The sequence below is a fragment of the Bacillus cereus group sp. N12 genome (assembly GCF_016483575.1).
GTDB classification, from domain to species: Bacteria; Bacillota; Bacilli; order Bacillales; family Bacillaceae_G; genus Bacillus_A; species Bacillus_A toyonensis.
Map to the genome: position 1 here is coordinate 1 of NZ_JAEHBO010000207.1, position 389 is coordinate 389.

Below are 389 nucleotides of genomic sequence, written 5' to 3' on the forward strand. Positions count from 1 at the left end.
ACACCACCTGTTGTATTTGCCGCAACGAGAAGTACTTCAGATACGCCAACTTGCTGCGCCGTAATTGCTTGTAAATTTGAGAATAATGCATTCGCTGACGTATCAGACCCTGTTAAGAATACACCGATCCATCCTGGAAATTGTAGCAAAAGATGGTTCTATCACATATCATAACGCAATAACCGAAGCACACCCAGAAGCTGTACAAGTAAGCGATCGCTTCCACATTTTAAAAAATCTAACAGATTATGCGTCTGATGTATTAAAGAAGGAACTTATGAGTTATTAGAAAAATAATTGTCTATATAAGTCTTTATTTTTTCAAAATCCTTTTCCATAAATAAGATTGCTGGTACTTCAATTATTGGAAGATTATTTTCATTATCAAA

Annotated in this window: 1 protein-coding gene and 1 pseudogene; one reads left to right on the forward strand and one right to left on the reverse strand. The window is 35.0% G+C overall.

What is annotated here, in order from left to right; all coding sequences use genetic code 11:
- A pseudogene (locus JDS92_RS30170) lies at positions 1-140 on the reverse strand (L-lactate permease); the annotation flags it as partial.
- Between JDS92_RS30170 and JDS92_RS30175 the strand changes: the two are divergent.
- Positions 86-289, forward strand: a complete 204-nt coding sequence (locus tag JDS92_RS30175; protein WP_237672318.1) for a transposase — start codon at positions 86-88, stop codon at positions 287-289. The pseudogene JDS92_RS30170 and the gene JDS92_RS30175 sit on opposite strands and share 55 nt — an antisense overlap.
- Positions 290-389: the final 100 nt, after the last annotated feature.

What these genes read in the sequence shown, in the direction of transcription:
- JDS92_RS30175 (WP_237672318.1), top strand. Translation starts at nt 86, where the DNA reads ATGCATTCGCTGACGTATCAGACCCTGTTAAGAATACACCGATCCATC.